The sequence below is a fragment of the Clostridium sp. CTA-19 genome (genome assembly GCF_054767855.1).
On sequence record NZ_BAAABH010000018.1, the window covers coordinates 52,276 to 78,383 of the forward strand.

Consider the following 26,108-nt stretch of genomic DNA (forward strand, 5'->3'; position numbering starts at 1 on the left):
GTTTTGTTTATGGATATAAAAGAACTTGTTGATATTCAACGTAATTATTTTCTTAACGGTAGTACTCTTACTACTCAATTTAGATTAACTCAATTAAATAAATTAAAAGTTATTTTGCAAAATAATGAGCAGTTGATATTAGACGCTCTTTATAAAGATTTAAAGAAATCTAATTTTGAAGGGTACGCAACAGAGCTTGGCATTGTTTTTGAAGAACTTAATCACACTATAAAAAACTTAAAAAACTGGATGCAAGCTACAAAGGTAAAATCACAACTAGCTCATTTTCCTGCTAAATGTTTTACTTATCCAGAGCCATATGGCGTCACACTTATAATATCGCCTTGGAACTATCCATTTCAACTTTCACTAGCTCCACTAATAGGTGCTATTGCTGCAGGCAACACAGTTATTTTAAAGCCATCTCAAAAAAGTCTTAACACATCTAAAGTTCTTACAAAACTTTTATGTGAAAATTTCCCTAGAGAACTTATTTCTGTTGTTAATGGTGGTAGAGATGCTAATTCAGAACTACTAAACCAAAAATTTGATTATATTTTCTTCACAGGTAGTGTTCCTGTTGGAAAAGTGGTTATGGAAGCAGCCTCCAAAAACCTTACTCCTGTAACACTTGAGTTAGGCGGAAAAAGTCCTTGTATTGTAGATAAGACAGCTGATTTAAAATTAACAGCTAAAAGACTTGTTTGGGGCAAATTTTTAAATGCTGGTCAAACTTGTGTAGCTCCAGATTATCTATATGTCCATAGTTCTGTAAAAGAAGATTTAATAAAATATATGAAACATTATATTAATAAATTTTATGGACCAGATTTTAAAAATTCAAAAGACTATCCTAGAATAATTGATGAAAAAGCTTTTGATAGATTAGTAAAATATTTAAACTGCGGTAAAATTGAATTTGGTGGTGAAATTGACCGTGATGAGCTTTATATATCACCAACAATTTTAAATGATATAACCTTTAATAATACTGTAATGAACGATGAAATATTTGGACCTATTTTACCAGTAATTGAATTTGATACTTTAGATGAAGTTATTGCTGTTGTAAACTATAGACCAAAACCACTTGCATTATATTTTTTCTCTAAAGATGAAAAAAATATATCTAAAATACTACAAAGAACAACCTCTGGAGGAGTTTGTATAAATGAAACTATAGTTCATGTAGCCTCTTTATATTTACCTTTTGGAGGTGTTGGTGAAAGCGGAATGGGAAAATATCATGGAATGAATAGTTTTGAAACTTTTTCTCATATAAAATCTATTGTGAAAAAAGATTTTGCTATGGATGTTCCACTAAGATATCCTCCTTTTACTTCAACAAAGTTTGCTAAATTAAAAAAGATATTTAAATAAATATTGATACAAAAAAACTATTAGTATATTCAAATTATATTAATAGTTTTTTTATTTATCAGTTGTGGTGTTTTTTAATCTCTTTAATTAAAAATAAACTGGATTCCAGTTTCACCCTAAACTATAAGCTTGTTTTCTATAATTTAAATAAATTTCTAATTTTATAGTATATAATAAAATTATTAAAGTTTTTCTATTCTTTTTTGAAGATGCTTTTAAAAACTCCTATTATGAATGTTTAAGTGTAGCAAAGGAGATTTTTTAATAAAATAATAATTTTAAAATGAGGTTTATATATATGTATGAATTTAAACAGTACAATTTAAATTTAGTAAGTGATTTTGAAATAAAAGTTTTTAAAGATAGGGAATGTGATATTGATTTAATTATTCCTTTAAATAATAGAACGTTAAATCTTATTCTAGATTCTGATAATATTGCCTCTAGAATTCAGTTTAATGAGGTAGAAAGTATCTTAATAAGACTACGTAAAGATGATAATAACATAGGAACTATCCACTTTTTAAAAGATAAAGGGATACATTCTACAATTTGTAACTTTGAAATTGATTATTTTTCTAAAAAGTTGTCTATACTAATTAATGAGTACACAGTTGAAATGAACTTTTTCAAAATCTAACCCCCCAAAAGCTAGGTAATTTAGAATTACCTAGCTTTCCCTTTTTATCACATTAAATTTCTAATGGTTTTAACTCTATCTCTTCTTCACCTTCTATATAAGATTTACCACCAACTTTTATAGCTATCTTTCCATTGGATATACTTCCTTTTGCTATAATTTCACTTGTATTCCCCATATACATACCTTGACGACAAATTATAGTTTTTTCTTCATGGCCCTTTAATTCATAAAAATTATTTTTAATTAAATAAGCAAGTAATGCCCCATTAGATGTTCCTGTTGCACTTTCTTCTGGTATTCCTACTGCTGGTGCAAAGTTTCTTACAATAAATCTTTCATTATTGTTACTATCTACTGCAAATGCATGAATTCCCACTACTTTTAGCTCTCTACTATAATTTATTAATAAATCATTATCTATTTTTATATTTTTTAAATCCTCTTCATTTTTAATAGGAATTAATATATCTCTAAGACCAGTAGAAACAATTTGTGGTTTTAAATTTTTAAATCCAATTTCATCTTCACATAAATTTAAGATTTTAGACAATATCTCTTTGTTTAAAGCCTCATCTGAAAATTGTGGTTCAGCTTGTGACATAACAACCTCTATTTCATCCTTTGAAATTACATCTACATCTAAAATTCCAGCCTTTGTCTTTTGTTTTAAAGAAACATTATTTTGTGGTAATAATCCCATTTTAGCCAATGTGAAAAATGTAGCTATTGTGGCATGCCCACATAACTCAACTTCTTCTGTAGGTGTAAAAAATTTAACCTCATAATCATAAACTTCTTTATTATTTTTTCTTTTTCTTTTATCCTTTGCTATTACAAATGCTGTTTCAGAAAAATTTAATTTTTTAGCTATAATTTGCATCTCTAATTCATTTATTTTCTCCCCATCTAAAACAACTCCAGCACAATTACCACCTTTACTATCCTTAGTAAAAGCATTTACCTTATAAACTTTTATCCCCATGTTTTTCACTCCCTATTTTAGTTTTGTATCCCATAAAATTTAGGATTATATTTTCTAGATTTATTATACTATAGACACATATTATAAAACTGTAAATTTTCAGTTGCCTACACTCTGGATTTATGTTACTATATTTCAAAATAATATCTATTGAATATAAAGTACATTTATTATTACTAAATAACAAGGGGTATATGCATATGAATAAGAACAATAAAAGTTTATTTAGGGCTATCTGTCAAATTACATGTTTTATATTAATGCTTATTACCTCAATATAGGGATTTTATCAAATATTATATTTAACCTCTATCATATCCGGTGCATTGAAAATACCAAATAGTATAAAATCTTATAAAAAGCTATAATTTAAAACATAAAAAAGGTCCATGATAAAACTAACAATGGTTTTATCATAGACCTTTTTTATTTTATTTTTTATAAATTGTTTTCAAGAAACATTTCTCCTATTTTGTAAACATCTCCTGCACCTACTGTTAGGATTAAATCTTCTTCTTTTGCATTTTCTTCTAAATAATCTACTATTTCTTCGAAACTATGAAAATTCTTAGCATCTATTCCTGTTTCTCTTATAGCATCACCTAGTTTATCTGAACTAACTATTCCTGTGTCTTTTTCACGGGCAGCATATATATCTGCAAGAATTAGATTTTTAGTTCCTTTAAAGCAATTTACAAAATCATCAAATAAAGTTATTGTTCTTGTATAAGTGTGTGGTTGGAAGATTACAAAAACATCTTTATGGGGATAGTTTTTTACAGCCTCTAATGTTGCTCTTATTTCTGTAGGATGATGTGCATAATCATCTACAACATTTATTCCATCTTTACATCCCTTAAATTCAAACCTTCTATGAGTCCCCCTAAAGTTAAATAATCCTTCAACTATTGACTCTTCACTAATATTTAATGCTAAAGAACTACAAATAACAGACATAGCATTTAACACATTGTGTTTTCCTGGAACGTTTAATTCTATAGAAAATAATTTTTCTTCATTTTTATAAACATCAAAAATTCCACAACCTAAATCATTATATTTAATATTTTTAGCTCTGTATTCACCATTTTCTATACCGAAACTCATTACATTACATTTAGCATATTTTATAACGTCTATAGCATTTTTATCATCAGCGTTTACAACTACATATCCATCATTAGGTATTATAGCAACAAATTTTTTGAAAGCTTCCTTTACGTGTTCTAGATCTCTATAGTAATCTAAATGGTCGGCTTCAACATTTAATATAACACCTATATATGGATAAAAATTCAAAAATGATTCTTTATATTCACAAGCTTCTGTTATAAAATATTCACTTTCTCCAACTCTTACATTTCCCTCTATAGCATCTAATTTTCCACCAACTAAAACAGTAGGGTCTATATTTTCTTTTAATCCAATATGGGCCATCATAGATGTAGTTGTAGTTTTTCCATGAGTTCCTGATATAGCAACGCCATATTTATGACCTTTCATAAGCAAACCTAAAAATTCGGCTCTGTTTAACATTTTAATTCCGTCATTTTTAGCTCTTATAAGTTCTGGATTATCTTCTGCTATAGCAGCTGTATAAACAACTAAATCTACTCCATCTAAATTTGAACTATTATGTCCAATAAATATTTTAGCACCTAGTTTTTCTAGTTTTTCTGTAATATAACTTTGTGATCTATCTGAACCGGATACCTTGTATTCATTTTTTATAAGTATTTCTGCAAGTCCGCTCATGCTCACTCCACCTATACCTATAAAATGTATTGTCATATTTTTATTATCTAAAAAATCAAAAGACATTAAAAACAACTCCTAACTATAAATATAAAAAATTTCCTAATATTAATTTAGTCTTACTCTTCTATCTTCGACACTATAAATTTTAAAATTTAAAATCTACATTATAATTATATACAAAAACCGTAAAAAAACACATCAAATTCGTTTTATATTAACAATACATCAAATTAGTATGGGGAGACAAGCTCTCATTTAAATTTATTCATCAAATTTTTATTATCACAAGATGAAAGTAAGTGCAAATATAGTTAGTTAATAATTAAGAGTTTAAAAAATTGACAATGGACATTTGACAATGGACAATTTTGGTTGAAACTGGACTGCCAGTTTCTTTGGAATTTAAGGGAGTAAAATCTGAGTTTGGGAGATTAAACTAACTGAAGACATATTCAAGGTTCGCAGCCGTAACAAGAAGGACAGGTTCATTTAGTTGTACCACCATAAAAAACTCTAGTACTCAATAAAAAGAATAGATAAAAAAATTACTGAGCAAAGAACCAGTACTTGAGCTGCAAAGCAGCATATCAGTTAGGTACTGGTTCTTTGCTTATTTTGTTATGGGAATACAGCAATTGTGGAATCTACAGTTTAAGCGAAGAAAATAGCCATAAGTGAACCTGTCCCTCTTGTGATGGAGGTAAAACTTTGAACGATTGCATACTTAGTTGAGGTAGAGGGTTTTAAAAATTGACAATGATGGAGGAAACTGGACTGCCAGTTTTTTTTGAATTTAAGGGAGTAATTTTTAATTTTGTGATATTAAATTAAACAAAAGCTATATTCAAAATTCGCAGCCGTAACAAGAAGGACAGGCGTACCAAAGTGAATTTTCCATAAGTTATTTTCACAGTGAAATCATAATGTTATCAATAAAACCTAAAGCAATCAAAGCCGGTCCTTAATATAGTTAAGAGTTAATAATTAAGAGTTTAGGAAGAATAAATTCTTAATTGAAGATATAAATCTAAATAAAGCTAAATTCAAAGTTCACAGCCATAACAAATGGGACAGGCACGAAAGATGTACACCCATAAAACAGAGGGTAGCTCTTTAAATTTAATTGCCATAAATAAAAAAAGTTAGCCAGTCCCCCTTAAAAGAGTTAAGAGTTAAGAAGTAATAGTTAATAGTTTAGGATGAAAGTGGTAACCACTTTCTTTTTAATCTATTAATATAATTTGCCTTGCAAATTTATATAAAAGTACGTTTAGCATTAATAGGAACGAAGTGACTAGTAATAACCATAACTGTTAACTATTCACTCTTAACTTTTAACTATCAAAGTTCCATTTGTGATGGAGTTGAAATTTTGGTGAATTGCTTACTTAGAAGCTTTACTTTTGCATATTTTAAAATGCGTTGTAACATTTTAACTTTTCTAATTTTTAAAATTAAATTTAATTTTAAAAATTGTGCAAAGTTTTAAACTTCTCTTTTATTAAATTTTCCTATTTTTCATAATAAAGCTTATACTTTAGCCATTTGTAATGATTAATTCAAATGTTTTAGGGCATGCTATATTTATATTACCATAAATATTTTGTTGAAAAATGTATAATTTTATTTTATATTATAATAGGTTTTTAATATATCTCTGCAGAGATGTTCAATAAAAATTGAATATAAATAATGGAGAATAGTGAATATGGATAAATTTATAGGTATTTTAGGAATAATTTCATTTTTACTAATTGCCTACCTGTTTTCATCGAATAGAAAGAAAATCGATTGGAAACTTGTAGGAATTGGTTTATCACTACAAGGAATTTTTGCCTTACTAGTGCTAAAAATTCCACTAGGACAAAGTTTCTTTGGATTTCTTAGTAAGATAATCGATAAACTTTTAGCCTTTACTGTTGAGGGAAGTACTTTCCTATTTGGAAATTTACTAGACACTCAATCTTTTGGTTTTATATTTGCATTTCAAGTATTACCTACAATAATATTCTTTTCTGCCCTTATGGCTATTTTATATCATCTAGGTATAATGCAAATCATAATTTCAGTATTTGCTAAAGGACTTGCTAAACTTTTAGGAACTAGTGGTGCAGAAACTATTTCTGCTGTTTCAAATATTTTCTTAAGTCAAAATGAAGCTCCACTTATAGTAAAACCTTACTTAAGCAAAATGACTAGATCTGAGTTATTTGCCGTAATGGTTGGTGGAATGGCTACTGTTGCTGGTAGTGTTATGGCTGGATATGTTGCAATGGGAGTTAGTGCTAGTCACTTACTTGCTGCAAGTGTTATGGCTGCTCCAGCAGGACTTGTAATGGCTAAGATTTTAATTCCAGAAACTGAGGAACCTGTAACTAAAGGTTCTGTTGAGTTAAAAGATGAAAAAACAGCTACAAACGTAATTGAAGCTGCATCTAACGGAGCAATGGAAGGTATTCAAATTGCTATAAACGTTGGTGGACTTTTAATTGCATTCGTTGCTTTAATTGCTCTTTTAAACTATATTTTAGGACTTGTAGGCGGTATTTTTGGTGCTGACTTCTTAAGCTTAAACTGGATTTTTGGTAAATTATTTGCTCCTATAGCATACTTAATGGGAGTTCCTGGTCAAGATATCAGCGTTGCTGGAAATCTTTTAGGACAAAAGGTTGTTTTAAACGAATTCGTTGCTTATAGTAACCTTTCACCATTAATAGCTAGTAATGCACTTTCACCAAAAACAGTTATAATCTTAACTTATGCTCTTTGCGGATTTGCAAACTTTAGTTCTATAGCTATACAAATAGGTTCTATAGGAAGTCTTGCTCCTGAGAAGAGAAGAGATGTTGCAAAACTTGGTTTAAGAGCTGTACTTGCTGGTTCTTTATCAGCATTTATGACTGCTACAATTGCAGGATTATTATCTTAATTAAATTAGTCAATCTTTTATAATATATAAATAAAAAGATAAACCTTAAATTATAGGTTTATCTTTTTTTATTGTATAAAATTTTTCCCATAAATTCCCTTTTTATTATAAAAAAATAGTCTAAATTTAATTATATAAATCTTAAATTATCTTAAATTAACATCTATAACTTTGTATAAGTTATTCTTCGACAGTATTTATTATTTCATAAAAAAACTGTAGAAATAAACTTATTTACATTTACTCATATTAATGAAAAAATATTAATATACTAATATTTGGAAGTTAGGAGTGGTACTTTGAAAAAGATTCAAACACTTAGGTTCCTTCAAATTTTTATTTTTTTCCCTCTCCTAATAGTTCTTGCAACATATAATATGAATCAAAGAGAGGAAATTTCTTTTATAATGTTATTTACATCTTACACAGTTTTTTATGAAATATTATTACTTAAAAAGCGTAAAAAATAAATAATAATCCTCCCATAAAAAACCCCTAGAAATTTCTTTCTAGGGGTGCTTAGGCATAATTAAATAAATAATCATCCTTATTAACTATTTTTTAGGTACTGTTTCCCAATCTTTTAGGAATTTTTCTATTCCTGCATCTGTTAATGGGTGTTTTGTCATTTGTAATAATACATTTAGTGGAACTGTAGCAATGTGAGCTCCTAATCTAGCTGCTTTTGTTGCATGGATAGGATTTCTTACACTTGCTGCTATTATTTCTGTTTCTATTCCGTGTATATCGAAAATATCAACGATTTCTTCTATTAAGTTCATTCCTTCCATTCCGATATCATCTAATCTTCCTAAGAATGGACTTACATAAGTTGCGCCAGCTCTAGCTGCAAGTAAAGCTTGTGCTGCTGAGAATATTAAAGTTACATTTGTTTTTATTCCTTTTGCACTTAAAACTTTAGTTGCTTTTAATCCTTCCTCTGTCATTGGAAGTTTTATAACTATGTTTTTGTGAATTTTAACAAGCTCTAATGCTTCGCTAACCATTCCTTCACATTCTAAGCTTATAACTTCTGCACTTATAGGACCATCAACTATTGATGTTATTTCTTTTATAACTTCTTTAAAATCTCTTCCTGACTTAGCTATTAAAGATGGGTTAGTTGTAACACCACATATTATACCCATATCATTAGCTCTTTTTATTTCTTCTGTTATAGCTGTATCTATAAATAATTTCATTTATTTAGTTCACACCTTTCATTCTTTAACAATATTATAATTTACATGGTAATTATATCACACTACATTATAATTGAAAATTCTTACTTTCCAATTGGCTTTTTATGCTTTTATAATTCCATTTTTGTACTCTGGAACTATGTCTGTTATATCCTTAGATAAACAATATTCTAAGTCATCTTCCAATCCTAGTTCTAGTATTCTTTTATAGTGTGTCGCTCCCTTTACAAAGGATGTTATATCTTTATTGTTATCATAAATATACAATGATGTTGTTGCTATATCTGTTAGTTTTACACTTATTTTTTCTTTTATTCTTGATATTATGTATCCACTTGTTATAAAGTCATCCATTGAAAATTGACCATATGTTCCTGCATTTATAAATACTACATCTTTGTTCTCTTTTACAATTTCATCAGCTACAGCTTGTCCGTTAATCATTGAAGCTATTATTATTCTTTCTGCACACTCTGCATTTTTTATTGCTTGTGTTCCATTAGTAGTTGTCATAATAACAGTCTTTCCTTCAATTACATCTTTAGTGTATTCTAACGGTGAATTTGAATAATCAAAGCCTTCTATTTTAAGTGCATTTCTTTCTCCACCTAAAATATATCTACTTCTATCATTTTTTGCAATTTCTATAGCCTCATCAACTTCTTTTACAGGGATTACTTTTTCACAGCCATTTTTAAGAGCTGTTACCATAACAGATGTTGCTCTTAAAACATCTATAACTACAACTGTTTTTCCCTCTATTTTTTCTTTTTTTATGTCACTTGCTGATATTATAATGTCTATGTTCATAAAAATAACTTCCTTTCATATGCTTTATTTACATATTTCTATATACCTTTTAAAATTACCTTTTTTTACACAACATTTATCTATAATTTTAAAACCTTGTGAGATTATATGATTATCCATATCTTCGAAGGTTATAATTATCATTTTCTTTGCAATTTTACGAGCTGTTTTTATAATATCCAACTGGTCTTTAAGTGTTGTTGGTGAAAATAGTCCGTAAGGAATATCTACAATTGCAACATCAAATTTTTCTTCTATATCATGCATGTTTCCAATTGTTATAACATCTTTATAACCAAAAAACTTAAGATTTTTCTTTGCATTTTGCCCTATAGCTCTGCTTATTTCATAACCTTTAATATTTAAATCAAGTGAGCTTGCTTCTATAACAACAGTTCCTATACCACAACAAGGGTCAACTAATTTACTTTCAAAATTGTTTTCAATTGCAATATTAACTATAGCTCTAGACATTCTCACACTTAATCCATTTGAGTACGAATATGGTTTTTCATCATGTATATGCCACTCATAATCATTCTTTTCATATTCACCAAATATCCATTTGTCACCTATCTTACTTACCCCTAAAAGCACTTTAGGAGACTGTAAATTAGGATATCCCTTTATAACAAATCCAACCTCTTTTAATGCATTAAGCCTTTTTTCATAAGATAATGGGTCCTTTTGTATGGCTTTCACATAACAAACTTTAAACTGTTCATAGGCTAACTTATCTTCAATAATTTTTTCAACTATTTCTTCTAAGGTATTTGCTGAATATATTATAGATATTTTTTCTTTGATAAAAGGACTTCTAGAAGGATTTACGCAGTTATTAGAAAAAATATATTTTTCCTTTGATATATCATTAAAAATGCACTTCATCTCTAAATTGCATAGTTCTTCTTCATATGTAGGATAATTGATAACGTAAAAATACTCTTTACTTTTATTTTTGTCTATTTCATTTTCCATAATTAAATCCATCATTTAAACACGTCCTTTTCACACCTTGATTGTAGTATTTTAATTTTATAAAGTCAATTAATATACCTTTATTTTCCTAAGTGGTTATTACTAGTCACTTCGTTCCTAGTAATTCTAAACGTATTTTTAAACCTAGTTCTGCTAACAAAATCTAAGTAAGTAATTCACCAAAATTTCAACTCCATCACAAATGGGACTTTTCTAGTTAAGAGTTAAGAATGAATAGTTAATAGTTGCGGTTATTACTACTTACTTCGCTACTAGTAATTCTAAACGTACTTTTATATAAATTTGCAAGGCAAATTATATGATTAAATTAAAAAGAAAGTGGTTTCCCACTTTCATACTGAACTATTAACTATCTTAAGGACCGGCTTTGATTACTTTAATTTTTATTGATAACTTTATGATTTCACTGTGAAAATAACTTATGGAAAATATATTTTGATTCGCCTGTCCTTCTTGTTACGGATATAAACTCTGAATATAGCTTTTGTTAGTTTAATCTCTCAAGCTTAGAATTTACTCCCCTAAATTAAAAAGAAACTGGCAGTCCAGTTTCCTCAAGAACTCTTAACTTTTAACTATTAACTCTTAACTAACTAAGCTCTAGTTTCCTCCAACATTGTCAAATGTCAATTGTCCATTGTCAATTCCTAATCCGATTGTCCATTGTCAATTTTTCAAAACTTTCTACCTCAACTAAATAAGCATCTATCCTAAGTTATACCTCCATCACAAGAGGGACAGGTTCATTTATGGCTACTTACTTCGATTAAACTGTAGATTCCACAATTACTGTATTTCCACAATAAAATAAGCAAAGAACCAGTACCTAACTGATATACTACTTTGCAGCTCAAGTACTGGTTCTTTGCCCTGTAATTTATTTTATCTAACCTTTTTATTGAGTACTAAAGTTTTTTATAGTGATACAATTAAATGAACCTGTTCTTCTTGTTATGGCTGTATACTTTGAATTTAACTTTTGTTTAATTTAATATCATAAAATTAGAATTTACTCCCTTTAATTCAAAGAAACTGGTAGTCCAGTTTCATCCTGAACTATTAACTTTTAACTATTAACTCTTAACTAACTAAACTCTAGTTTCCTCCATCATTGTCAATTCCTAACCCAATTGTCCATTGTCAATTTTTCAAAACCCTCTACCTCAACTAAGCAATCAACTTTTACACATTTGTTTTCATCTGTTTTTTAGGCTCTGTTGGGATAAAAATCGCAAATAAGATATATGCCAATAATCCACTTCCGTATACTGCAAAAAATACTGCAAAAAGCAAACGTACAATTTTAGGATCTACATCAAAATATTTAGCAATACCACCACAAACACCAGCAATCCATTTCCCTTTTTTAATTCTATATAATCTTTTTTTCATGAATATTTACCTTTCTATCATTGTTCTTCTGCCCTACGTCTAAGCCTATGACTAATTTTTCTCAATATATTTGAAACGTTTCAGTATAAAAACAGAAAGACAACCACATAGTAACAAGACTATACTACTTACTATCCGACTTTGGGCAGTAGCTTCAGTGTAACCAGAAACCCCAAATACTGCAGCAATAGGATAGAATGTTTTTAGGGTGTTTGACATACTCATGAATAGTCCAGCAAAAGAGTACATTTCAGTTAATACTAATGCAATCCAATAGCCTTTTTTCATATATGATACCAAGGCAATAATAGGCGAGATAGCAAGGAATATTCCAACACCTTGAAGAAAATATATTTTCAGAAAATATAAAACCATTCCTACCGATAAATCATAAAAATGTAATATTGCCTCAGTCAAAAATGCTATTGCAAATAGCAGTACATAAATGAAAATGCTGAATAAAAAAGTAATAATCATTTTTGTAGCAATTAACTTTGTTTCATTTACAGGAATAAGTAGCAAAGATTTTATAGTATCCTCATCTTCTTCACGACAAATCATATAACTTCCCAAAAGAGAAATGACTGCGGGAAGAACAAAAAATGTTGCCAAAGGCTGAGCCATAGTCATATACCATCCTGCACTGTCTATATCCCGTGAACCATTATACGTACCCCATCCCTGTATAAAAACAATAACAGCTACCATAACTGTTGCAAAAACTGCAATCCAAACAATATTTAAACGGCGAATCTTTTGGATTTCAGCCCAAAGTAATTTTCGCATTCTTTACACCTCACTTCTTTTCAATGCGATATTTGCAAAGAATACTGAAATAATATCCCAAATACAAATACAAAGAAACGCTAACGGAACGTTAATTGCTTGAACAATGCCCGGAATATCTACGATAACTCCCATACTGGATATGGGGTGTAGATACATATTTACAGGCATTATAAGAAATGCAAAAAAAACATAAACCAATGTTATACAAACTGGGAGAATATATCCTTTTTTCGATGATGCTATTGCTAAAATCGGCAACATTGCAAAAGCAGTAAAAAAACCACCCACTACACATTTTTTCAGCAAATAAAATACGCTCCCCCATTCAAATACAACATATCCCGAAAGTACACTAAACATAACAGAAGCTACGAATGTAATTAGCATGAAACAAATGGAGTAAACTAAAACCACAAAAAATTTACTAAAAAAGTATCCCATTTTGCTGATAGGAACAATCCAAAGTTGTTTTAACATATCATGCTGATTTTCTTCGTGCATAAGCATGGTACTAAGTATTCCCAAAGTAACAGGTAAGATAATGATAAGAGTAAAACCAAGTGCTGACCACCTATAATACTTTATCGGGTCAACACCTTTATTCCCAAAATAATTAAAATATAATAGTGCGAAAAACGGCATAATAAGAGCGGCTAACAACATGAGCCAAATAAGTTTATTGCGACGCAGTTTAAGAAATTCTGTTTGAATAAGGTTAAGCAATGCCCTCACCTCCTGTAATTTTTTTAAAGTAATCCTCTAAAGTATCATGACAAAGCATGGAACTAACAACAGTTATATTCTGCATTACAAGGGCTTTATTGATTTTTCCTATATCTAAAGTAGTGTCATAAAGTCGTAGTGTTTGATCATCTTGAACAGAATAATCTTTCAAATTGAATTCTCGTTCTAAAATTAGTGAAGCTTTCGGAATATCTGAAACTTGCAAAATGATATAGCTACGGTTTTTCTTTTCCAATTCGTTCATGCTACTTTCTTCTAAAAGAACACCGTGGTCAATAATTCCAATATCATCAGCCAATAATGCAATTTCCGAAAGAATGTGACTGGAAATAAGGATTGTTTTTCCATGCTCAATACTCAAATTTTTAATAAAATTTCTTACTTCTGCAATGCCAATAGGGTCAAGACCGTTTGTAGGTTCGTCCAAAATCAGTAGTTCTGGGTCGTGCATAATAGCATTTGCAATACCAAGACGCTGCTTCATTCCAAGAGAATACTTACTAAACAACTTTTTGTCTTTATAAGGTAATCCAACTATTTTTAATGCATTTTCAACTGCGTTTGGTGCAACTGTGCCTCGTAGTTTTGCAAAAATTTCTAAGTTTTCTGTTCCCGTTAAGTTTGGATAAAAACCTGGTGTTTCAATCATAGCACCGATACGGGGATATACTCGTTTTTCTCGACCTTTAATATTCTTTCCGAATACATCAACTTCGCCGGAAGTGATTGTAGTCAACCCCAAAATCATTTTCATAATAGTGGTTTTACCTGCTCCATTACGTCCTAATAATCCATAAATACGACCTTTTTTTACATGGAGGTTCACTGAATTAACTGCTGTCTGCTCTCCATAAATTTTCGTCAATTGTTTTGTTTCAATTATAAAATCATTCATATTAAAATCTCCTTACTTTCAATACCCTTGTTTTCGCAATATAATAACCGATATGACGGTAGAATCACTTACAATTAAAAGTATAAATCATCAACCTTGCCATAACCTTGCCGTAATCTTGTTCTTTCCTTGCTTTTAGGCACTTGAAAAGAAATAACAAGTCAAAGATTGTGCCTTGTTATTCACCCAAAAAAAGCCCTGTATAAGACAGAGCTATAGAGCTTTTGGTAAAATAATAGTAAATGTTGTAGAGCCTTTTAAAGTACTTTCAACGTCAATTGTCCCCTTATGAACAGATACAAGTTCTTTCGTGATAGACAATCCAAGTCCTGCTCCTGCAGTCATTCGAGATTTATCCCCTCGATACATTCTTTCAAAGATATGTGACAATTCATCCCTCGGTATACCTATTCCGTTATCCGAAACCTTTACCGTGACTTGCTTTTCATCTTCGTATAAATCAAAAACAAGTTTTGTGCCTTTACTATGAGCAATAACATTTTGAAAAAGGTTGTTCAAAATTCGAGTATAAGAATTTATATCAATTCGAGCAAGACATTCTGTTTCGGGAATATTAACTTCATAGTCAAAATTATTATTTTCTATAACAATAATCCAATCGGCAGCAATACTACGAGAAAGTTCGTTGACATCGCACACTTCAAAATGAAATAGTTGTTCTCTCGCATCTAGTTTTACCCATTCAAAAAGTCGTTCTGTAAACTCTTTTAAATTGTATGCTTTACCAATTGCAACTTCGATATATTCGTCCTTTTCTTTCCCCGTGACAATGTTTTTTTCTATCGCTTCCAAGTAACCTACAAGAGATGTCAACGGTGTTTTAACATCGTGAGAGAGACTTGTCATCAAGCGTTTATATGCCTGCTCAGATTGCCTTTGACTTATAAGTGTTACTTGCATATCTGTGGTAATTGCATTTAAGTCATAGCAAATTTGCCTTGTCATGTCATTTTCTCTTGTAAGTATTTTGCGGTTTAAATTTCCATCTTTAATGTCCGTTACAGCTTCTTGTATTACGCTGATTTGCTGTTTTGTTCTGTATAGTTTTAAACCAAGATAAAAAACAACGATTAGTAACATACCGGATAGAATTATAAAAAATTCAGCGATCCCCATTTCTAAGCCTCCCTATTAAAGCGATACCCAATGCCTCTGACAGTTTGAATATAAAAAGTATTATCGGAACTTGGTTCAATTTTCTTTCTGAGTTTGCTTATAAACGACATAATATTGCTACCATCAAAAGCATAGTCATCCTCCCAAACTTGTGTATAAATCTGTTTTTTTGTATAGACACGTCCTTTATTATTAGCTAAAAACAATAACAAATCAAATTCTTTTCCTGTTAAGTCAATTTGTTCATCGTTTACACAAACAATGCGATTATCTATATCTATTGTCATCCCTTTAAGGATTAAATGCCCTTTTTGTGTATTGGGTGTGTTGTTAAGTGTTGTAAAACGGCGTATAAGAGAGGTTACCCGTGCAGTCAATTCATTGATACTAAAGGGTTTCGTTAAATAATCGTCCGCACCTGTTCTCAGACCTATTATTTTATCTTCTTCGCTGTTTTTTGCAGTGAGCATTAAAACAGGCACATTGCTTATTTCTCTTACTCTTTTTAAGATACTAAATCCGTCTAAATCGGGTAACATCACATCAAGAATAATAAGAGAAAGCTTGTCTTTGTTTTCGTCCAAAGCTTTAAGTCCCACGCTACCGCTGAATGCTACGATAGTAGACATCTCTTCATTATCCAAACACTTCTTTATAAGTGAGCAGAGCTCTTTATCATCATCAATCATCAGTACGGTATTCATTATTTATCACTTTCCTTTTCTTTTTTCAATCTGCCATCAGTCCACTTCTCAGCATCTTTCAGTATCATCTAACTTCTTCCTTATAATCTAATATATTTTATTAATGAACCAATTCAAGTTTAAACAGATTTCTATATTGTAGGGTTATAAAATCATCTTTTAACTTATATCTTTATCAAGTGAAAAATTTTCACGAACTTTACACTCTCATTTTAGAATTAATTTACAATTGAGAATGGACAATGATGGAAACCTTCAATCTAAAATTGAAGCTGTTTATTATAGAACTTAAATTGCAAAGCAAATAAAAAAACATAATAATGTTTCAAATTTCATTGTCAACTGTCAATTGTGCATTGTCAATTTCTTTAAACTATTGATACTCTCAATTGAAATTAAAATTTATATTAATCAAAGCTGTTCCTAGAAAAGTTACGTTCAGTATTACTAGGAGTATATCGACTAGTAATTCTTAACTAAACATATTTGCACTTATTTTTCTCAACTGATAACAAAAATTTGATGAATAAATTTAAATTGGAGCTTGTTTCCCTATACATAAATTTAAAGTTCATTTTAGAGCCCCATATTTAGATTTTTTTAAAATTCTTTCCTTGATATAAATCTTTTTCTTTTAAATTATTGTCTATAGCATTTAAAACTTCCCACTTTTTAAGACTCCACATTGGTCCTATTAAAAGACTTCTTGGTGCATCCCCTGTTAATCTATGTACTACCATATCTTTTGGCAATAAGGTTATAGCTTCACAAATTAAATCTACATATTCTTCTTGTGTCATAAATTCAACCATACCATTTTCGTATAGTTTTTCTAATGGTGTATTTTTCATTACATGTAATAGGTGTAATTTTACCCCTTGTATACCGGTGTTAGAAATATATTTTATTGTATTTATCATATCTTCTCTTGTCTCTTTTGGTAGACCAAATATAATATGTGCTACTACATCAATATTTCTCTTTTTCAGCTCATTAACAGTGTTTTCAAATGTTTCTAATTGATATCCTCTATTTATTAATTTTGCTGTTTCATCCTTAGAACTTTGAAGACCAAGTTCTACCCAAGTATATATTTTCTTTGAATATTCCTCAATTAAATCAAAAATTTCTTTATTAAAACAATCTGGTCTTGTAGCAATTGCAAGGCCTACAACATTTTGCTGACTTATTGCTTCTTCATATTTAGCTCTTAAAGTTTCTACATCTGCATATGTATTAGTGTAGGCTTGAAAATAAGCTATGTATTTTCCATCTTTCCACTTTTTACTCATCATTTCTTTTATATCTTCAAATTGCTTAGTTATAGAAAAATTTCTATCACCAGCAAAATCTCCAGACCCTCTTTCTGAGCAAAAAACGCAACCTCCTTTGCTAACTTTACCATCCCTATTAGGACATGAAAATCCTGCATCTAAAGAAATTTTAAATATCTTCTCCCCAAATTTATTTCTTAAAAAGTAGTTTAAACTATGATATTTTTTACCATTCCAATCTTTACTCATATCTAATCCTTTCATGTATATCTTTTTTCAATAAAAATAAACTTAAATATTTTTTTACTTGATTATAACCTTTATGATAAAATTTCTAACACTTCTTTTACACCATTTTGAGTTAAAATTGTTCCTCCACGCCCTTTTCTAACAATAATAAGCTCTTCAGCTAATAAATTATTAAGTGTTTTCCTTACCTCATTTTCCGTTATGAATATCCCTTTTTCTTTAGCTTTATCTAATATATTTCTACGACCAATACCTTTTAATTCTTTTCTACTTTCATATAAACATTTTAATACAAAGGTTCTACAATCTATTGAATCATCAAATTCAATATCTTTTGATGTTTCTTCATCTTCTCTTTCAAATATTCTTTTCAAATCTTTCACTTCTATTTTACCTTCTTCAAGATAAGCCAAATATTCAATGCAGTTTCCAAGTTCTCTTAAATTGCCTTCCCATTCATAGCTCAACAAAAATTCTTTTGCCCCATCAGATAATTCATAATCTGCATCTATTTTTTCTTTTATATAATCAAACAATATTAATATATCATTTCCGCGATGGCGTAATGGCGGTATTTTTAATGGCAAAACATTTAATCTATAATATAAGTCATCTCTAAACTCACCTTTTTTAACTAAATATTTTAAATTTTTATTAGTGGCAGCTATAATTCTTATATTAACGTGAATAATGCTTTCTCCACCGATTCTCATAACTTCTCGTTCTTGAATAACTCTTAACAAACGACTTTGTAGCTGTAATGGCATTTCACCAATCTCATCTAAAAACACAGTTCCATTATGGGCTATCTCAAACATACCCATTTTCCCGCCTTTTTTAGCACCTGTAAAGGCACCTTCTTCGTATCCAAAAAGCTCACTTTCAAGAAGATTATCAGGAATAGCTGCACAATTAATAGCTACAAACTGATATTTTTTTCTACCTGATGCATTATGAATAGCTTGAGCAAACAATTCCTTTCCAACACCTGATTCTCCTGTAATTAATATAGATGAATCTGATTTAGACATTTTTTTAGCCATCTCTTTTGTATCAATAATACTTTTACTTTCCCCAATTATATCTTCAAAGGTATATTTTGCTGTATGACCTTTTTTAAGTAATTGAGTTCTTAGCTTATGCTGACTCTTTTCCTTTTCTTCAAATATGTTAGCAATTATTAAAAAACCATTTATATCTCCTGAAGTTTTAACAGGTACAGCTTGAAAAGAAATATGCTTATTATTAATACTTGTTAACTGTTGATCAATTATAATCTTTTTTTCAATAGCTTTTCTAATAGCAAAGTGATCAATAATATCTACTACATTCATCCCAACACTTTTTGAGTTTAAACTAAATATCTCAGATGCTTTTTTATTTAATGAAATTACTACTCCGTTCACGTCTGTAAGAATAATTCCCTCATCTATAATATTTAGTAATTCAAAAAATCTACTTTCTAATATGTTGGCTCTATCTAGTAGCACAGAAATCCCACAATATGGTGTTTTTAGATTTTTAAAATGCTTTGTGAATCTTTCTTCTCTTAATAAGTGCTCACAACCTATCTTTATAGCTATATCACTTAATGTTGTTATATCTAAAGTTCTATGCCCTATATCAATAACTTCCTTAACAAATTTAGGCACCTTATCTTTCTCTCCAGGTGTTAATGCAATACCAACCTTAGGAATTTTATTTTTCCCTGGATAAACAGGTATAAAATCATATTCAATTAACCCAATTTGTCTAAATAGTGCCAAGGTTTCTAGAGCCATTTCCGGACTATAATTTACTAAAAGCACCTGAGAAGTTGGTGGTATTTTTATGATTTTTTGATATTGCTCTTCTGTTATAGTTGTGCTTAAAATAATTACATTTGAATCCTTTGGGATATATTTTTTAATTTCTACATATATGGAATAAAGAGAAATTAAAAATACATCTGCCTCTATTACATGATTAATTCTATCATTGTCATAAGAATAAGTGTCTACAATAATATCATCTAAAAATAAACTTTCTAACGTTTTTTTATGTAATTTTGCTACAGATAAAAAATTTGTTACAACTGCTATTCTCTTCATAACTTATCCTCAACTTTACTAAAATCTATTTAATTATGCCTTAATATGTTCATTTTAATATGAAATTAAGTATATTGCAAAATCCAATAGTTATTATTAAGCTTTTAATAGGTTAAATGGGTATAACTAACCCCATTTAACCTATTTACCTTTTTATTTTCCCCCAAAAGTTTATTTAAATTTCTTTAAAATCTTTTATTTAGTTATTCTTATAATGTTCCAAACTAAATTTTTAATTTATCAAATAAAAAAATTTCAAATTAATATTTTATTACTAATCGATGTACTCCTAGTAATACTGAACATAACTTTTCTAGGACCGGCTTTGATTAATATAAATTTTATTGCTAACCTTTCAATTTTACTGAAAAATAATTTATGGAGAATATATTTTGTTACGCCTGTCCTTCTTGTTATGGCTATATACTTTGGATATAGCTTCAGTCAAAATTTTATATCTCAAATTCAAGGGTTAATGCTTCTAAATTGAAAGAAACTGACTATTCAGTTTCATCCATTACTTTTAACTATTAACTAACTACATTTGCACTTATTTTTATCAACTGACAACAAAAATTTTATGTATAAATTTAAATTAGAGCTCGTTTCTATATGTAACTTGGCACGATATTTGCTTTAATAAAATACTAAAAAAATAGACTCATCAAGGAGGATTTAAAAATGAAATATAATTTTAACACAATTACAGACAGATCAAACAATTTTGCAGCAAAATATGATGAACTAGGAGTTAAATTTGGAAGAGAAGACATTATACCTATGTGGATAGCTGATATGGATTTTAAAACTGCTGAGCCTATAATTGATGCAATGAGAGAAAGATTAGATCAAGGAATATTTGGATATGTATCAAGACCGGATTCTTATTTTGAATCAGTTTCACAGTGGTATAAAAAAAGGCATGGTTGGGATGTAAGCAGCGATTGTATGAGCCATAGCCATGGTGTTATTCCTGGAATGGTAATGATGATGCAAGAATTCACAGAACCTGGAGATAAGATAATAATTCAATCACCGGTTTATAACGAATTCTTTGAAATAGTAGAAGATCATAAAAGAGAATTACTTGTTAGTTCTTTAAAAGTAGTAAATGGTAGATATGAAATGGATTATGAAGACTTTGAAAACAAAGTAAAATCTGGTGTGAAAATGTTCTTCCTTTGTAACCCACACAATCCAGTAGGAACAGTATGGACAAAAGAAGAATTAAAGAAAATTGGTGATATTTGTATTAAATACGGAGTTCAAGTTGTATCTGATGAAATTCATTGTGAACTAGTATATAAAAATAATAAATATACTCCATTTGCTTCTATTTCAAAAGAGTTCTTTGAAAATTCTATAACTTGTGTTGCTCCAAGCAAAACTTTCAACTTAGCTGGACTTCAAACATCTATAATAATTTTCGGAAATAAAAAGCAAAAAGATACATATGATCACTTATTACAAATAAATGATATAAAAAGAAACAATTGTTTTAGTTTAGTTGCTACTGAAGCTGCATATAGACATGGTGAAGAATGGTTAGATCAACTATTAGAATATTTACATGAAAACTTACAATTTGTAAATAATTATATAGAATCAAATATTCCAAAACTAAAAACTTACGTACCAGAAGGAACTTATTTTTCTTGGATAGATTGCAGAGAACTTGGAATGACTGCTGAAGAATTAAAAGAATTCACTATTAATGAAGTTAAAGTAGGCTTTGGTTTATGGTATGGAAAAGAAAGTGAAGGTTTCATTAGAATGAATGTTGCCTGTCCAAGATCAGTAATTGAAGAAGCTTTAAATAGATTAAAAACTGCTATAGACAAACTATAAAAAATAATTACCTATAGGGGGATTTTATATGGCTACAGAAAACAAAAACCAACTGAAAAAAACTATGAATGCCTTTCAAGGTGTAATGTATGTAATTGGTCTTGTAATTGGTTCTGGTGTATTTTTAAAACCTTCAATAGTTTTAGAAAATGCAGGTTCCACAGGAGTTGCACTTTTAATGTGGATTTTTGGTGGTGTAATCACTATAGCAGCAGCTCTTACTGTTGCAGAAATAGCTGCTTACATACCTAAAATTGGTGGTCTATACACATATCTAAGAGAACTATACGGCGATTTAGTTGGTTTCTTATTTGGTTGGGTAGGTGCTTTAATAAATTGTCCAGGTTCCGGTGCTGCTTTAGCAATAGCTTGTTCTACATTTTCAACATTTTTTATACCTATGACTGGGACTCAACAAAAAATGTTTGCTGTATCTTTAGTTATAATATTGACTATTGCTCAAATAATTTCAACTAAATATGGAGTTTGGTTGCAAACATTAGCAACAATAGGTAAATTACTACCAATCGCAGCTATAGCTATATTGGGTTTAGTAAGTGGTACTGCACATGATATAAACTTTTCAACATTACAAAATGTACAAGGTGCTGGTACAGGAGTTGCACTTCTTGGTGTTTTATGGGCATATGACGGATGGCTTAGCTGTTGTACATTAGCTGCTGATATGAAAAATCCAGAAAAGAATATTCCTAAAGCTATAGTTATCGGAATAACATTTGTAATGCTTGTGTATATCGCATTTAACGCAGCTATATTTAATATTTTACCTGGTCCAATTACTGCTGTTTCAGATAAAATAGGTGTAGATGTTGCAAGTAAACTTTTAGGACCTAGTGGAGCAACATTTATAACAATTGGTATGATGCTTTCTGTATTTGGGGGCCTTAATGGTCAATTAACTTGTGGTTCAAGATATGCTTTTGCAATGGCTGAACGTAAGGATCTACCTGCATCAAAAGTATTAGGTTCTCTTCATCCAAAGCTAGGTACACCTATTAATGCATTAATATTTCAAGCTATAATAACAATATTATATATATTATCCGGTACTTTTAACTCAATAACAGATTTAATTGTGTTTGCTTTATGGATTTTCTACACTCTAGGTACAATTAGTATATTTGTTCTTAGAAAGAAATTTACTCGTAACCCTAAACTTTACCATGTTCCTTTATATCCTATAGTACCTTTAATAGGAATAGCTGGTGGTGTATATTTATTATATTCTACACTTAAAGATTCACCTGCTAGTGCTTTATTTGGAATAGGATTAACATTGTTAGGATTACCAGTTTACTACTATTGCAATCGCAATAACAACAAGATAGAAGATAACAATAAGGCTGCCTAATTCATTTCATTAACATATACAAAAAAACAACCTACAAACTTAAACTAGCCTCCGTAGGTTGTTTTTCTATTTTTATTTTGTATTAGTTATTCTAAATTTATTATTATTGCTTGATCCTCAAGTAATTTATATTCATATTCTGGGTACATTAAAACTTTAGTACATTTTGAGTAATCACACTCTTTATTATAAGATGTGACTATTGCTGTATAACTATTATTCTCTCTATCTACAGATATTTGATACCACTTATCTCCATTATATAACGGTTCCATTTCATTTCCATCATCGTCCAAAAATATTGCATCTCCTACATCAGAATGTACTAGCCCTTTTTTACGATATTTTATCTTTAAAGTATTTTTATCGGATTTTATATCTTCAACTATAATGCTACCACTTGATGCCCTTTCAAATTCTACTGGTAAATCAGCTATATCTTTAATAATAGGTTCAGGGTATTGCCTTGTTGATCTTGTATCTACAGGAACAAGTTTTATATATTTTGTATCTTTATTTGCCTTTAAAAATTCAAATGAATTTACTGAACCTATTTCTCCTATACCACTTACCCCTGTTGGTAATACATCTAATGATTCTCCTTTATCATCAAATAATACAAAATTATTAAAGATTTTTTCATTATTACTTTTTATAGTTACAATGTTGCCAAGTGGTGATATTGACACTTTTTCAATATTTATATCATATTCTATATCTTCACAATTTATAATCCTATGCTCATTAGGTTTAACTGATTTTATAGCCGGTTGTATTTTACTTTTATCTAATACAGTTTCTATTTTCCAATCTCCTTCAACAAGTAAAACACGTACTAGTTCCAAAACTAATTTATCATTTTCTTTTATTTCTATATTATTTAGCCCTAGCCTTGCCATTGCTTTAACTTTATATTCAGATTCAAAATATACTTCACAATCTTTCATTGCTGGATGATTTTCACCAATTGTAAAATGACCGCAAGGTGCAAGATCTTTAGTATCCCAAATCATCTCCATTTCTTTTTCGCTTATTTTAATAGGTTTATCACTTTCTATTGTATAAAATAAATTCATAAAGTTTTCATCTGCCGAAAGACTATCTAAGGTAATTTTAATTCCTTTATCCTCTACAGTTATGCCTACTTCATCATTAAATTTCTCAAGACTATTCTTAGATGCACTATACCTAGACTCTGTATTACTACTAAAATAGTTTTTTACTGTATTTATTGCATTTTGTACTGTTTCTGAATTAGCTGCTAATGCTGTTGTAATTGTAAGCATCATAATTGATGCAACTAATACTCCTATTTTTAAAGAAAACCTTTTATGTGATTTAATTGTACTTAAACTTTCATAGGTATTTTCCAATCTTTCATCTAAGCTTTTAGGTGTATCCCATTTTTCTTTTGATATACTTTCTTTTATCATTTCATCAAACTTATCCAAATATCTCACCCCTTTTTCCATCTTCTAATATTAATTTCAACTTAGCTTTTGCTCTACTAAGTCTAGACTTTACTGTTCCAGATGGAATGTTTAAAATTTTACTAATATCTTTTATACTCATATCTTCATAGTAAAACAATATAACAACAGCCTTAAAATCATCTTCTAATTTATTAACTGCCCAAATTAACGTTTTTTCGCTTTTGTCTTCGTATTGTAGGTTATAAACTTCCATATCATTTTGAAGCTCTACCTTATTTCTTTTATTTAAAAGAGCATAACATTCATTTACTAAAATTCTCATTATCCATGGTTTAAAGCATTTTACATCCTTTAAAGTTTTTATATTTTTAAATGCCTTTAGCACTGTTTCACTTATGGCATCTTCTACGTCAGCTTCTATCTTTAATATCCCCTTTGCTAATCTATATAAAGATATCTTATTTTCATCTACAAGATTTATAAATATTTCTTTATCTACATAATTTTTTGCAGATTTATGATTTTTAAAATCACTAATTTTTATTACATTGTCTTTTCCAATCATTAAATTCACCTCTCTACACTTAAGATAATCGAGGACTGTAAAAAGTTCCATATATTTATTAAATTTGAAAAATATATATTTTCAATAATTCTTAATCCTTAATTTTTCAAATTGTACATTGTCAATTTTTCAAAACTTTCTACCTCAACTAAACAATCATCTATCCTATGTTATACCTACATCATAAGAGGGACTTTTTTTAGTTAAGAGTTAAGAGTTAATAATTGTGGTTATTACTACTCTCTTTGCTCCTAGTAATACTGAACGTATTTTTAAATCTACAAAAGCAAAACTTCTAAATAAGCAATTATCCAAAGTTCTGGCTCCATCACAAATGGGACAGGCACGGTAAGGTTTATTTTCTTCGCTTAAAATTAGATGCTCTCCTAGCTTTGTACTTCTTAGCTAATAAATCAAAGCCAGTCCCGAACACCTGAACAAGTAATTTTCCTAAATTTTTATGCCATCACAAGAGGGACAGGTTCATTTATGGCTACTTACTTCGATTAAACTGTAGATTCCACAATTACTGTATTTCCACAATAAAATAAGCAAAGAACCAGTACCTAACTGATACGCTGCTTTGCAGCTCAAGTACTGGTTCTTTGCCCTGTAATTTATTTTATCTAACCTTTTTATTGAATACTAAAGTTTTTTATGTCGGTACAATTAAATGAACCTGTCCTTCTTGTTACGGCTGCACATTTTGAAAATATTACATATTTCTAGTTAAAAGTTAACAGTGAATAGTTAACAGCCTATAGCCCCCCTAATTGGATTGGACAAAGTTAATTTAGATATTTACAATTATATTAATGAAATTAGGAGGGCTACAATATGTCAAAAGTTGTTTTTAAAAGAAAGTTTTCAGAAGAACAAAGAGTTGCTTATGTTAAAGAAGTTCTTGAATCTG

The 26,108-nt window shown here is 29.4% G+C and carries 20 protein-coding genes; 5 read left to right on the forward strand and 15 right to left on the reverse strand.

Annotated features, from left to right (window positions below; genetic code table 11):
• Positions 1 to 9 precede the first annotated feature (9 nt).
• Positions 10 to 1,380, forward strand: a complete 1,371-nt coding sequence (locus ACYUE0_RS11335) for an aldehyde dehydrogenase (protein WP_460270610.1) — start codon at positions 10 to 12, stop codon at positions 1,378 to 1,380.
• Between the two features lie 298 nt (positions 1,381 to 1,678).
• Entirely contained in the window at positions 1,679 to 2,020 is a 342-nt protein-coding gene (locus ACYUE0_RS11340; RefSeq protein ID WP_061996921.1) for a hypothetical protein, read from the forward strand.
• Between the two features lie 52 nt (positions 2,021 to 2,072).
• Here the strand turns inward: ACYUE0_RS11340 and ACYUE0_RS11345 are convergent, their stop codons facing one another.
• Entirely contained in the window at positions 2,073 to 3,005 is a 933-nt protein-coding gene (locus ACYUE0_RS11345; RefSeq protein ID WP_460270611.1) for a PhzF family phenazine biosynthesis protein, read from the reverse strand.
• A 438-nt stretch (positions 3,006 to 3,443) separates the two neighbouring features.
• Positions 3,444 to 4,826 (reverse strand): UDP-N-acetylmuramate--L-alanine ligase, encoded by a 1,383-nt coding sequence (murC, locus tag ACYUE0_RS11350; protein ID WP_061996928.1) that lies wholly within the window; start codon positions 4,824 to 4,826, stop codon positions 3,444 to 3,446.
• 1,645 nt (positions 4,827 to 6,471) lie between these two features.
• On the opposite strand from murC, the gene ACYUE0_RS11355 reads away from it, so the two are divergent.
• Positions 6,472 to 7,692, forward strand: a complete 1,221-nt coding sequence (locus ACYUE0_RS11355; protein ID WP_199870864.1) for a NupC/NupG family nucleoside CNT transporter — start codon at positions 6,472 to 6,474, stop codon at positions 7,690 to 7,692.
• A gap of 554 nt (positions 7,693 to 8,246) precedes the next feature.
• Here the strand turns inward: ACYUE0_RS11355 and fsa are convergent.
• The 11 genes from fsa to ACYUE0_RS11410 all read right to left on the reverse strand — a co-directional run bounded on the left by fsa (position 8,247) and on the right by ACYUE0_RS11410 (position 19,977).
• Positions 8,247 to 8,894 carry a fructose-6-phosphate aldolase gene (gene fsa, locus ACYUE0_RS11360; RefSeq protein ID WP_010297849.1) on the reverse strand — a complete coding sequence of 216 codons (648 nt, stop codon included), beginning with the start codon at positions 8,892 to 8,894 and terminating at the stop codon, positions 8,247 to 8,249.
• A gap of 102 nt (positions 8,895 to 8,996) precedes the next feature.
• The gene (locus tag ACYUE0_RS11365) at positions 8,997 to 9,704 is read right to left on the reverse strand and encodes a 2-phosphosulfolactate phosphatase family protein (RefSeq protein ID WP_061996358.1); all 708 of its coding nucleotides are present in this window, start codon (positions 9,702 to 9,704) and stop codon (positions 8,997 to 8,999) included.
• Between the two features lie 24 nt (positions 9,705 to 9,728).
• Entirely contained in the window at positions 9,729 to 10,697 is a 969-nt protein-coding gene (locus ACYUE0_RS11370; RefSeq protein WP_460270613.1) for a TRM11 family SAM-dependent methyltransferase, read from the reverse strand.
• Positions 10,698 to 11,885: 1,188 nt separating this feature from the next.
• Entirely contained in the window at positions 11,886 to 12,095 is a 210-nt protein-coding gene (locus ACYUE0_RS11375) for a PspC domain-containing protein (protein ID WP_460270614.1), read from the reverse strand.
• A 51-nt stretch (positions 12,096 to 12,146) separates the two neighbouring features.
• On the reverse strand, positions 12,147 to 12,881 hold the full coding sequence (locus tag ACYUE0_RS11380) for an ABC transporter permease (RefSeq protein ID WP_460270615.1): 735 nt from the start codon (positions 12,879 to 12,881) through the stop codon (positions 12,147 to 12,149).
• Between the two features lie 3 nt (positions 12,882 to 12,884).
• Positions 12,885 to 13,607, reverse strand: a complete 723-nt coding sequence (locus ACYUE0_RS11385) for an ABC transporter permease (protein ID WP_460270617.1) — start codon at positions 13,605 to 13,607, stop codon at positions 12,885 to 12,887.
• A complete protein-coding gene (locus tag ACYUE0_RS11390; protein ID WP_460270618.1) occupies positions 13,600 to 14,523 on the reverse strand; it encodes an ABC transporter ATP-binding protein in 924 nt (307 codons plus the stop codon). Before ACYUE0_RS11390 ends, ACYUE0_RS11385 begins: the two co-directional genes overlap by 8 nt.
• A gap of 213 nt (positions 14,524 to 14,736) precedes the next feature.
• The gene (locus ACYUE0_RS11395; RefSeq protein ID WP_460270620.1) at positions 14,737 to 15,660 is read right to left on the reverse strand and encodes a sensor histidine kinase; all 924 of its coding nucleotides are present in this window, start codon (positions 15,658 to 15,660) and stop codon (positions 14,737 to 14,739) included.
• Positions 15,661 to 15,662: 2 nt separating this feature from the next.
• Positions 15,663 to 16,364 (reverse strand): response regulator transcription factor, encoded by a 702-nt coding sequence (locus ACYUE0_RS11400; RefSeq protein WP_460270621.1) that lies wholly within the window; start codon positions 16,362 to 16,364, stop codon positions 15,663 to 15,665.
• A gap of 590 nt (positions 16,365 to 16,954) precedes the next feature.
• Positions 16,955 to 17,887 (reverse strand): tRNA modification radical SAM protein MnmL/YtqA, encoded by a 933-nt coding sequence (mnmL, locus tag ACYUE0_RS11405; protein ID WP_010297877.1) that lies wholly within the window; start codon positions 17,885 to 17,887, stop codon positions 16,955 to 16,957.
• Positions 17,888 to 17,958: 71 nt separating this feature from the next.
• The gene (locus ACYUE0_RS11410) at positions 17,959 to 19,977 is read right to left on the reverse strand and encodes a sigma-54 interaction domain-containing protein (RefSeq protein ID WP_460270622.1); all 2,019 of its coding nucleotides are present in this window, start codon (positions 19,975 to 19,977) and stop codon (positions 17,959 to 17,961) included.
• Between the two features lie 681 nt (positions 19,978 to 20,658).
• On the opposite strand from ACYUE0_RS11410, the gene ACYUE0_RS11415 reads away from it, so the two are divergent.
• Both ACYUE0_RS11415 and ACYUE0_RS11420 read left to right on the forward strand, forming a co-directional pair.
• Positions 20,659 to 21,825 carry a MalY/PatB family protein gene (locus tag ACYUE0_RS11415; RefSeq protein ID WP_460270623.1) on the forward strand — a complete coding sequence of 389 codons (1,167 nt, stop codon included), beginning with the start codon at positions 20,659 to 20,661 and terminating at the stop codon, positions 21,823 to 21,825.
• 28 nt (positions 21,826 to 21,853) lie between these two features.
• A complete protein-coding gene (locus ACYUE0_RS11420) occupies positions 21,854 to 23,197 on the forward strand; it encodes an APC family permease (protein WP_460270624.1) in 1,344 nt (447 codons plus the stop codon).
• Between the two features lie 86 nt (positions 23,198 to 23,283).
• Here ACYUE0_RS11420 and ACYUE0_RS11425 read toward each other — a convergent pair whose 3' ends face one another.
• Together ACYUE0_RS11425 and ACYUE0_RS11430 are read right to left on the reverse strand one after the other, a co-directional pair.
• Entirely contained in the window at positions 23,284 to 24,648 is a 1,365-nt protein-coding gene (locus tag ACYUE0_RS11425; RefSeq protein WP_460270625.1) for a DUF4179 domain-containing protein, read from the reverse strand.
• Positions 24,641 to 25,195 carry a sigma-70 family RNA polymerase sigma factor gene (locus ACYUE0_RS11430; protein ID WP_216450452.1) on the reverse strand — a complete coding sequence of 185 codons (555 nt, stop codon included), beginning with the start codon at positions 25,193 to 25,195 and terminating at the stop codon, positions 24,641 to 24,643. Before ACYUE0_RS11430 ends, ACYUE0_RS11425 begins: the two co-directional genes overlap by 8 nt.
• Between the last annotated feature and the right edge of the window lie 913 nt (positions 25,196 to 26,108).

Excerpts from the sequence above, each read along its gene's own strand:
- ACYUE0_RS11390 (WP_460270618.1), bottom strand. The coding sequence starts at position 14,523 with ATGAATGATTTTATAATTGAAACAAAACAATTGACGAAAATTTATGGA.
- ACYUE0_RS11420 (WP_460270624.1), top strand. The coding sequence starts at position 21,854 with ATGGCTACAGAAAACAAAAACCAACTGAAAAAAACTATGAATGCCTTT.
- ACYUE0_RS11340 (WP_061996921.1), top strand. The coding sequence starts at position 1,679 with ATGTATGAATTTAAACAGTACAATTTAAATTTAGTAAGTGATTTTGAA.
- ACYUE0_RS11400 (WP_460270621.1), bottom strand. The coding sequence starts at position 16,364 with ATGAATACCGTACTGATGATTGATGATGATAAAGAGCTCTGCTCACTT.
- ACYUE0_RS11355 (WP_199870864.1), top strand. The coding sequence starts at position 6,472 with ATGGATAAATTTATAGGTATTTTAGGAATAATTTCATTTTTACTAATT.
- ACYUE0_RS11365 (WP_061996358.1), bottom strand. The coding sequence starts at position 9,704 with ATGAACATAGACATTATAATATCAGCAAGTGACATAAAAAAAGAAAAA.
- ACYUE0_RS11430 (WP_216450452.1), bottom strand. The coding sequence starts at position 25,195 with ATGATTGGAAAAGACAATGTAATAAAAATTAGTGATTTTAAAAATCAT.
- mnmL (WP_010297877.1), bottom strand. The coding sequence starts at position 17,887 with ATGAGTAAAGATTGGAATGGTAAAAAATATCATAGTTTAAACTACTTT.
- ACYUE0_RS11380 (WP_460270615.1), bottom strand. The coding sequence starts at position 12,881 with ATGCGAAAATTACTTTGGGCTGAAATCCAAAAGATTCGCCGTTTAAAT.
- ACYUE0_RS11375 (WP_460270614.1), bottom strand. The coding sequence starts at position 12,095 with ATGAAAAAAAGATTATATAGAATTAAAAAAGGGAAATGGATTGCTGGT.
- ACYUE0_RS11370 (WP_460270613.1), bottom strand. The coding sequence starts at position 10,697 with ATGATGGATTTAATTATGGAAAATGAAATAGACAAAAATAAAAGTAAA.
- ACYUE0_RS11415 (WP_460270623.1), top strand. The coding sequence starts at position 20,659 with ATGAAATATAATTTTAACACAATTACAGACAGATCAAACAATTTTGCA.
- ACYUE0_RS11410 (WP_460270622.1), bottom strand. The coding sequence starts at position 19,977 with ATGAAGAGAATAGCAGTTGTAACAAATTTTTTATCTGTAGCAAAATTA.
- ACYUE0_RS11345 (WP_460270611.1), bottom strand. The coding sequence starts at position 3,005 with ATGGGGATAAAAGTTTATAAGGTAAATGCTTTTACTAAGGATAGTAAA.
- murC (WP_061996928.1), bottom strand. The coding sequence starts at position 4,826 with ATGTCTTTTGATTTTTTAGATAATAAAAATATGACAATACATTTTATA.
- ACYUE0_RS11395 (WP_460270620.1), bottom strand. The coding sequence starts at position 15,660 with ATGGGGATCGCTGAATTTTTTATAATTCTATCCGGTATGTTACTAATC.
- ACYUE0_RS11335 (WP_460270610.1), top strand. The coding sequence starts at position 10 with ATGGATATAAAAGAACTTGTTGATATTCAACGTAATTATTTTCTTAAC.
- fsa (WP_010297849.1), bottom strand. The coding sequence starts at position 8,894 with ATGAAATTATTTATAGATACAGCTATAACAGAAGAAATAAAAAGAGCT.